We start from the raw sequence: 1,253 nt of genomic DNA, 5'->3' as shown, positions 1-1,253 counted from the left end.
CTAGATGATATTAGTGCGCGGTCTCCTGGGTTCGAATAGCCCAGCAGTTTATTGTCTTCTTTGAGGTCGAGTAGGAAGCCAACGTCGCCTCGCCCACCATTGATAGAATAAACATTGCCAAAACATTGTGCTTGTGCGGTGTTGGCTGCCATGGCTGCCAGTGATAATGCAAGGGAAGAGAGTGCTAGCCGTGCTTTCATGAATAGTCCTTGTTGTTTTACGTATTTTATTATTTTGATGGGTGCTGTTTATGGCGTTTGAGTGAATGTCTAACAGCCATTTCCACAATGAAAGGAAGGCTTTGTCATGTAAATCAAAAGGTAAACGGGTAGATGAGTATCTCGATTTCGACGAGTATGCATGAAGGTGGTGCAGGCGGGGTGTCTCTGTTATGCGACTAATTTCATATTAATTATTTAGAATATACTAATAAAAGAGTGCTTTCGTGATTCTTATTCTTTCTATTTCTAACAGTCTGATTGTCCATGGTTTAGGATGCTGAAATACTGTTGGTTGATAATTTATATAAATATTAATGTCTGTGTTTGGATGTGAGTTAAATAACCAAAGATTGAAGCGACATGTGATAAAAAGCCGCTCTGTCGAGCGGCGTAAATGACAATATTTACAATAAACCAACACTATAGGAACCATGAATTTTTATTCACGTAGCAGTGTCTTAATGCCTTTAAAAAGTGTGAGACTATCCGTTTCTATTCGACAACAACGCACGCATTTGGGTCGAGATACGAGGCAAATGTAGTATATGTTACTGGCTGTTTAACACCATTCGCACACTGTCCTTCTCTTAGTATCATAGAGCACTGAATTGGATTGGAATATTCTTCTTCTGCTAGGTAAATGATGGCCACCATGTGAGTGTAATAAGGGCTATTGGGTGCGACGGCGCATGGTTCAGCTTCCGTATAATTTGCGTTATCTTGTGCAGCAAAATACGTCATATCTTTTGTTATTGAAGTGCCTATGTTTGCTCGGAATGCTTTGTTGAATCCTTGACCACTCCCTGAAACCCAAGATACATTTCCCTCGCCGGTTATGCCCATGTTTTGAAGGGGATCCTCATAATATGTGTATACGCGATCTTGAAAGCGCTCCTTAAACTCACCTTGAATATCGGTCATACCAACAATGCCTTTGTCACAATCTATATATGCGGTGCGTCCAGCCCCAGATATTGACACATGACTAGCCTGACTACAGATACTATTTTCGGTGAATACGTCGTTATCAGC

2 pseudogenes are annotated in these 1,253 nt (G+C 40.9%); both read right to left on the bottom strand.

Annotation, left to right across the window (positions count from 1 at the left end):
- Positions 1-200, bottom strand: a pseudogene (locus A1OO_RS16660) (hypothetical protein); the annotation flags it as partial.
- A gap of 513 nt (positions 201-713) precedes the next feature.
- Positions 714-1,253, bottom strand: a pseudogene (locus A1OO_RS23620) (hypothetical protein); the annotation flags it as partial.

The sequence above is a fragment of the Enterovibrio norvegicus FF-33 genome, from assembly GCF_000286835.2.
GTDB lineage: Bacteria > Pseudomonadota > Gammaproteobacteria > Enterobacterales > Vibrionaceae > Enterovibrio > Enterovibrio norvegicus_A.
This window is presented reverse-complemented; position numbering and strand designations above follow the sequence as displayed.